A 7065-nucleotide genomic window follows, 5' to 3' on the forward strand; every position below is an offset into this window, starting at 1 on the left:
GCCTGCATGGGGGATCGCGGATTCGCGTCGGCGTCGGCGGCGACCGCGAACGGACTCGCCCTCGCGCTCGCCCCCGGCCTCGCGCCGGACGGCCCCGATCCGCGGCCGAGCTTCTTCCACGGTTTCGCGACCGAGCCGCAACTCGTCGCCCGCGGCCTGCTGACCCTCGCCGACCTCACCGCCACGCGGTACTTCAAGTACACGCCGACGACGCAGCGCGACCCGGTGCTGACGGCCCACGGCGACCGCCTCCGCGCCGAGGTCTTCTCGGCCTGCAACAGCGTCTACGCCCAGCTCGACCTGCTCGCGAGCGGGCTCGACGGCGGCGAGGTGTCGCGCGGCACGACGAACGTCGACCTCGGCCTCGCGACGAGGCAGGCCCTCGCCGCGGTCGGGCGCGCCGAGTTGTTCCATCTCGACGTCGGCGCCGAAGGCCTGGAGCTCTCGACCCCGCGGACGACCGCCGTCGAACGACCGGTCGAGATGCCGGCCCGCTGGATCCCGGCCTTCGGCAACGTGGCCGAGCTGCACCACCGCCTGCGCCCCGCGTTCGAGCTGGACCGCGCGGGCGCCCGGGCGCTGCTCGGCTCGCTCCCGGCGACGACAGCCTCGGGCGCGAGCGGCTGGCTCACCCCGACCCCGAGCGGGGCGCGGCTCGCCCCTCGCCGAACCGGCAGCGCGGTGCACGTGCAGGGCCTGCACCGGCTCGCCGCGCTGAAGCGGCTGCTCCCCCACGTGCAGGGGCTCGCCGTGTACGGGCCGGCGGACGGCGAGCCGGGGCCCACCGCCGTCGAGGTCTCGCTCCCCCACGCGCGCCTGCTGCTCGGGCTCACCGTCGAATCGTGGCGGGGCTTCTCCGGCGAAGGGTCGCTCGTGAGCGCCCTCGCGCCCGCCGACGTCGCGGAGCACGCGGCACTGCTCTCCGCGCTGCTCGCCTTCGAGCCCGTCATCGACGTCGATCGCCTGCAGCGGGAGTCCGGCCTCAGCCGAGCCCAGACCGAGTCCGGCATCGCCGTGCTCGCCGCCTCGGGGCGCGTCGGCTGGGACGTGCGCAGCGGCGCGTACTTCCACCGCGAGCTGCCCGACGACCCCGAGCGCGTCACGCGCGACCACCCCCGCGTGCGGACCGCCCGGCGGCTCGCCGCCGAGCGGCGCGTCGCACCGGCCGACGCCGCGGGCGAATGGCTCGTCGAGAGCGGGAGCGAGGCGGAGCCGATGCGCTACCTCGTGCGCATCGGGGACGACGGGGGCCGATGCAGCTGCACCTGGCAGCTCGGCGGCAGTCGCGACCGAGGACCCTGCGCGCACGTGCTCGCCGTCCGCATCCTGATGGAGGAGACCGCATGACCGACGCCCTCGCCCGCTCGCTCGAACTGTTCCGCGAGCTCGGCTGGGACGGCGCTCCGCTCGCCGACGCCCCCGCGCTGCCCGTCGGCACCGAGGCGCAGCAGCGGGACGCGCGGGCCGGGCTCCGCCGCGGCGACTGGACCGAATGGGCCGAGCACGACGGCGGCTTCGTGCGGGCCTCGCTCGTCGGCGACGCCGACCACGGGATGCTCGCCCTCTTCGCGATCCGCACCGGCGTCGACGCCAGGCGGGCCGAGGACCTGCTCGGCGGGGCCGGCACCGTGCCCGACGAGCTGGCGGCCGAGGTGCTCGCGACCCGCGGCCCCGAGTTCGCGACGGCGTTCGTGGCCCGCGCGTGCCGCTCGAACCGCCGCGCCTGGGAGCACTCCACCTCGGTGCACGCCGGACGCGCGGTGCGGCTCGTGCACCATCACGAGCTGCCGGTGCCCGAGAGCGTCGAGTACCTGAAGGACTGGTCGGTCTACGCCGCGCTCGCCCTCGGCGAGGAGGCCGAGCTCTTCCCGCAGGACCGCGGCGCGATCGGCGCCGAGCTCCTCCGCCCCCGCTTCGCCGAGCACGTCCGCGTGGGAATCGCGGTCGGCGCCCCGGCGACGGGCCCCTTCGGGCGGGCGGTCGCGGCGGGGGTCGCGGCGGGCTGGATCGCCCGGGACGAGGCGGTCGCGCTCGTGCTCCTCGCACTGGATGCGGCCCAGCGCCCGGGCGACCGGAAGGTGTGGGCGGGCACGCTCGTCGGAGCGCTCGCCCTCAGCGACGCCGAACTCGTCGCGCATGCCGGCTCACTGCTGGGCGCACTGAGCCATGCCGAGGCGCCGGTCGTCGTCGCGCTCGCGCCGGCACTCATCGAGCACGGCGACGAGGACGACGCGGCCGAGGCGTTGTCGCTCGCCCTCGCGACGAAGCCCAAGGCCGCTCGCCGCGCGGTCCTCGACGCCGCGGAACGGCGGCCCCGGCCGCTCACCGGCGCGGCGGGCGAGACCGCGCGACCCGCTCTCGCCGCCGTGGCGGCCGGGCGGGACACGGGGCTCGCGACATCCGCCACGGCGCTGCTCGCACGCTGGGGCCTGACGGACGAGGAGCCGCCGGCGCATCCCGTCGAGGCGCCCACGCCGTGGACGCCGACGCCGCCGCTCTGGGAGGTGCCGAGGTTCGCCCCGGCACCGGCGACGATCGAGGCGCTGTCTGCCGCCGCCGAGCGGCTCGCCTCCCGCCCGGAGAACGCCATGGACCTCGAGGTGGATCGATTCCTCGAGCTCGCGAACGCCGTCGCCCGCAGCGATCCCGATCGGACGCGCCTCGCCCTCCGCGGGCTGAAGCCGGGCTGGCGGGCCGGTGTGGGAGCCGTGGCCGACTGGGTCGCCGAGGCGCCGATCCGCTCGCTCGACCGCCTCGTCGGCCCGGGCGGCGAGGACTGGCGCCACGACGTGCACTACCCGCCGGCCACCGCCCGTGAGGCCGCCGTCGCGCAGCGCCTCGGCGAGGTGCCGACGCTGCTGTCGACCCCGAGCTGGGACGACCTTCGGATCGACCCCGAGGAGCTGCTCGCCCGCCTGCGCGCCTACCGTGAGGCCGACGCCGCCGCGAGCGAGGCGGACCTGCTGCTCGCCCTGCTCCGGGTCGAGCTCTCGCTCGTCACGCCGGCGCAGCTCGACGAGCTCGCCGCGCTCGAGGTGCCGGTGCTGCTGCAGTCCGGCGAGCGGATGGAGCGCGACGCGGGTCCCGCCGCTCGCGCCTATCTGCTCGACCCGCATCGCGAGCCGGCGCTCGTGCAGGACGAGGACGGCGATTGGTCGCGCGCCGAGACGGCCATCCCGGCCTCGCTCGCCGGGTTCCCACCGCGGCTCGACCCGAGCCGCTACGGCTGGGGCTCCCCGGTCGAGCTGCCGGGCTGGGGCGACGGCACGCACTCGGGCGATTGGCTCGAAGCGGCGAGCGGGTACACCTGGCGTCAGCTCGCCCGGCGCGCCCGACCGTTCGGGCCACGGCAGGCCGCGGCGCTGATCGGCGGCCTCCGCTCGCCGCACGAGCAGGCCGCCGGCGCGATGTTCGAGGCCGTGCTCGAGGCCTGGGAGCGCGGGCTCCTCATCCCGGGTGTGGCCGAGCTCCGACTCGTCGACCGCGGCGGCCCGAGTGGCGCGGCGCAGCTCGCCCGCGTCGCCGGGGAGCTCGCCGGGGCCGGACTGGGATCGCTCGTCTGGCCGCTGCTCGACGGCACCGTCGAGGCCTCCCTCGCCGGCGTCCGGATGATCCCGGGCACGGCGGAGCTCGTCGAGGCGATCGACAGCCTCCTGCCCTCGGCCCAGGCGGCCGTCGACGCCGGCATCGCCGAGGCATCCGTGCTCGAACTGCCTGGCGTCCGCGCGCTCGCCGCGCGGGACGGCTCCTCGCGCGCCGTCGCTGCGGCCCGCGCGGTCGTCGCCCGCCTCCCCGAGCCGAGCGCGCCGGCCGCTCCCCCGGCCCCCGAGACCGAGCCCGGGATCGATCTCGACGCCGTCTGGCCGTCAGGGGACGGCGAGGGCCTCGCGATCGACGACGGCGTCGAACTGAGCGCGACGGTGCAGAGCCGCGGCTCGAAGCGCTTCGTGCCGCTCGAGTTCGCGCTCGCCGAGGATCCGGGCGTGCGATACCGCGCGCTCATGACCTGGGCCTACGCCCTCGACCGGGAGGGACAGCTCGACGCGGAGACGGTCGAGGGCGACGAGCGCCGGTGGATCGAGTGGGATGCCGCCGCGGGCCGGCTCTCCGTCTCCGAGTTCCGCGACCGCAGCACCGGCGGCACCGGCCCCCGCAGCGACGGCCTCGAACCACCGCTCACCTCACTCATGGTCGCGGTCGTGCTCGGCTCGCTCTGCTCGGACGTCGAGTCGCGCTACAGCGTCGATGCGATGGTGGCGGCCCGCAAGTTCTCCGCGGCCTCGGTGCGGCTCGCCGCCCGACGCCTCGTGCCGCTGCCCGAACTGACGCCCGCGCGCATGATGGGCTCGATCGAACGCGAGCTGCGAGCGCTGCCCGTGCTCTGGCCGCTGCTCACCGAGTCGGTGCGCTTCGCCGCCGGCCAGCCGAAGCCGCCCGCCTGGCTGAACCGGGTGCTCGACGTCGCGCTGCTGCGCGCGCCGGTGCTGCGGGCCGCGGCAGCCGCCGGCCGGATCCCCGCAGACGACGCGGCGTGGCCCGGTCTCGCGGAGCTCGCCGCGCGGAAGGGCTCGTCCGCCGCGCTCGTGAAGGCCCGCGCACTCCTCGGCGAGCTCGGGCTCGGCTGAGCCGGCCGCCGACGAACCGCCGGCGCTACCCGGCGCTCGGGGCGTCGACGGCGCCGCCGAAGCGCCGGGTGCGCCGCGCGTACAGCTCGACCGCGCGCCAGAGATCGACGCGGGAGAAGTCCGGCCAGAGGGTGTCGAGGAAGACCATCTCCGCGTAGGCCGACTGCCAGAGCAGGAAGTTCGAGGTGCGCTGCTCCCCCGAGCTGCGCACGAAGAGATCGACGTCGGGCATGTCGGGCTGGTACAACCGCTTCGCGATCTGCTTCTCGCTCACGGCCGAGGGCCGGAGGCGACCGGCCGCGACGTCGTCGGCGATCGCCCGGACGGCGTCGGTGATCTCGTTGCGGCCGCCGTAGTTCACGCACATCGTCAGGGTCAGCACGTCATTGCCCGCGGTCAGCCGCTCGGCGAACTGCAGCTCCTCGATGACCGACTTCCAGAGCCGGGGCTTGCGCCCCGCCCAGCGGATGCGCACGCCCCACTCGTTCAGCTGATCGCGCCGGCGGTGCAGCACGTCGCGGTTGTAGCCCATCAGAAAGCGCACCTCGTCGGGACTGCGCTTCCAGTTCTCGGTCGAGAACGCGTAGACCGAGAGGTGCTTCACGCCGATCTGCACGGCGCCGGCGACGACGTCGAGCAGAGCGGCCTCACCCGCCTTGTGCCCCTCGATGCGGGTGAGGCCCTGGCGGTTCGCCCAGCGGCCGTTGCCGTCCATGACGACCGCGACGTGATTCGGCACGGCGCCGCGCGGCAGCTCCGGCGGGTAGAGGCCGGTCCAGTCGATGGGACGGTACGGCACCGCATCGCGGTGCGTGTAGGGCTTCGGGGTCACGGAGTTCCTGTCTGGGCTGGTGCGTCGGGAGCCGTGCGGTCCGGCGCCGCGCGGCCGGCGGGCTCGTCGGCGTCGCGGCTGACGTGCGGCAGGGAGCGGAGCCCCCGCTCGAGATGCCACTGGGCGTAGGCCGCGACGATGCCGGAGGCCTGGTTGCGGTCGCGCTCGGGCGCGGCCTCGGCGCGCGCCCAGTCGCCGGTGAGCAGCGCCCCGAGCAGCGCGATCGTCGTGCGCTCGATGCGCGGCGAGCCGGGCGGCGCGCACTCGTCGCAGACGATGCCGCCGAGCTGCACCACGACCGCGCGGTGCTCGCCGGGCCTGGCGCAGCGGGAGCAGTCCTCGAAGCTCGGCGCCCAGCCGGCGAGGGCGAGGGCGCGGAGCAGATAGGAGTCGAGGGTCAGGCCCGGCCCGTGCTCGCGCCGGGCGAGCGAGCGGAGCGCCCCGACGAGCAGCAGGTACTGCTGCAGCGAGCCCTCGGCCTCGGTGACGCGGTCTGCGGTCTCGACCATCGCGTTCGCCGCGGTGTACGCCGCGTAGTCCTGCGAGATCTCGGCGCCGTAGGAGCCGAGCGACTCCGCCTGGGTGATCACGTCGAGCGTGCGGCCCTCGTAGAGCTGCAGATCGGCGACCATGAACGGCTCGAGCCTCGCCCCGAACTTCGACGCCGTGCGGCGGACGCCCTTCGCCACGGCGCGGATCTTGCCGTGCCGTCGCGAGAGCAGCGTGACGATGCGATCGGCCTCACCCAGCTTGTGGGTGCGCAGCACGACGGCTTCATCTCGGTACACGGGCACCAGACGATTCTCCCACCTCGGGCCCGACGAACCGCCGGAACACGGGGCCATCCGCGGCATCCGCTTGCGAGAATAGGCGGGTGGAGACCTCGCAGTTCATGATCCCGCTCTGGCTGGACCTCACCGCCGTCGGCCTCGGCGGCGTGCAGGGGGCGTTGTTCGCGTCCGGCTTCCGCGGCGAACGCCGGCTCGACCTGCTCGGCGTCGCGATCGTCGGCATCGTCATGGGCTTCGGCGGCGGTGTGATCCGCGACCTGCTGCTGAATCAGCCGATCGGCGCCCTGCAGAGCAACTGGTACCTCGTGACGGCGGTCGTCGCCTCGCTCGTCGGCATGCTGCTCGCCGGACCGCTCACCCGCCTGAACGGCGTCATCGTCGGCCTCGACGCCGTGGTGATCGGCATGTTCGGCGCCTTCGGCACCTCGAAGGCGCTCGGCCTCGGCCTGCCGATCCTGCCTGCCGTGTTCGTCGGCGTCGCCGCGGCGGTCGGCGGCGGCATCCTCCGCGACATGCTGATGAGCCTCCCGGTCGCCATCATGCACGTCGGCTCGCTCTACGCGGTCGCCGCGGCGGCCGGATGCCTCGTGCTGGTCGTCCTCGACCTCTTCCACGTGCCGATCTTCATCGCCGGCATCGCCTGCGTCGTGGTGACGAGCATCATCCGCTGGCTCGCCGTGATCTTCGACCTCTCGCTCCCGGAGCAGCGCATGCTCAACCGCCGCAAGGTCGCCACCGAGACCGGCGTGCTCCCCGTCATCCGCCGCTGACCGCCCAGCCAAACCTCGAGTTGCCCGACTTTCATGGAAGTCGGGCA

5 protein-coding genes are annotated in these 7065 nt (G+C 75.0%); 3 read left to right on the forward strand and 2 right to left on the reverse strand.

All coding sequences use genetic code 11. The features are described from left to right. The first annotated feature begins 6 nt into the window (after positions 1-6). Both IEY71_RS16465 and IEY71_RS16470 read left to right on the forward strand, forming a co-directional pair. Positions 7-1347 carry an SWIM zinc finger family protein gene (locus IEY71_RS16465; RefSeq protein ID WP_189086464.1) on the forward strand — a complete coding sequence of 447 codons (1341 nt, stop codon included), beginning with the start codon at positions 7-9 and terminating at the stop codon, positions 1345-1347. Next, the gene (locus tag IEY71_RS16470) at positions 1344-4625 is read left to right on the forward strand and encodes a DUF7824 domain-containing protein (protein WP_189086465.1); all 3282 of its coding nucleotides are present in this window, start codon (positions 1344-1346) and stop codon (positions 4623-4625) included. The genes IEY71_RS16465 and IEY71_RS16470 overlap by 4 nt, the downstream gene beginning before the upstream one ends. A 25-nt stretch (positions 4626-4650) precedes the next feature. Here IEY71_RS16470 and IEY71_RS16475 read toward each other — a convergent pair whose 3' ends face one another. Together IEY71_RS16475 and recO are read right to left on the reverse strand one after the other, a co-directional pair. Further along, on the reverse strand, positions 4651-5457 hold the full coding sequence (locus tag IEY71_RS16475) for an isoprenyl transferase (RefSeq protein WP_189086466.1): 807 nt from the start codon (positions 5455-5457) through the stop codon (positions 4651-4653). After that, positions 5454-6251, reverse strand: coding sequence for a DNA repair protein RecO (recO, locus tag IEY71_RS16480; protein ID WP_189086467.1), 798 nt, complete (start codon positions 6249-6251; stop codon positions 5454-5456). The genes IEY71_RS16475 and recO overlap by 4 nt, the downstream gene beginning before the upstream one ends. Before the next feature lie 98 nt (positions 6252-6349). Between recO and IEY71_RS16485 the strand changes: the two genes are divergently transcribed. Continuing rightward, on the forward strand, positions 6350-7018 hold the full coding sequence (locus tag IEY71_RS16485) for a trimeric intracellular cation channel family protein (protein ID WP_189086527.1): 669 nt from the start codon (positions 6350-6352) through the stop codon (positions 7016-7018). The last annotated feature ends 47 nt before the right edge of the window (positions 7019-7065 follow it).

The sequence above is a fragment of the Agromyces mediolanus genome (assembly GCF_014648575.1).
Classification (GTDB): domain Bacteria; phylum Actinomycetota; class Actinomycetes; order Actinomycetales; family Microbacteriaceae; genus Agromyces; species Agromyces mediolanus.

What these genes read in the sequence shown, in the direction of transcription:
- IEY71_RS16465 (WP_189086464.1), top strand. Translation starts at nt 7, where the DNA reads ATGGGGGATCGCGGATTCGCGTCGGCGTCGGCGGCGACCGCGAACGGA.
- IEY71_RS16485 (WP_189086527.1), top strand. Translation starts at nt 6,350, where the DNA reads ATGATCCCGCTCTGGCTGGACCTCACCGCCGTCGGCCTCGGCGGCGTG.
- IEY71_RS16470 (WP_189086465.1), top strand. Translation starts at nt 1,344, where the DNA reads ATGACCGACGCCCTCGCCCGCTCGCTCGAACTGTTCCGCGAGCTCGGC.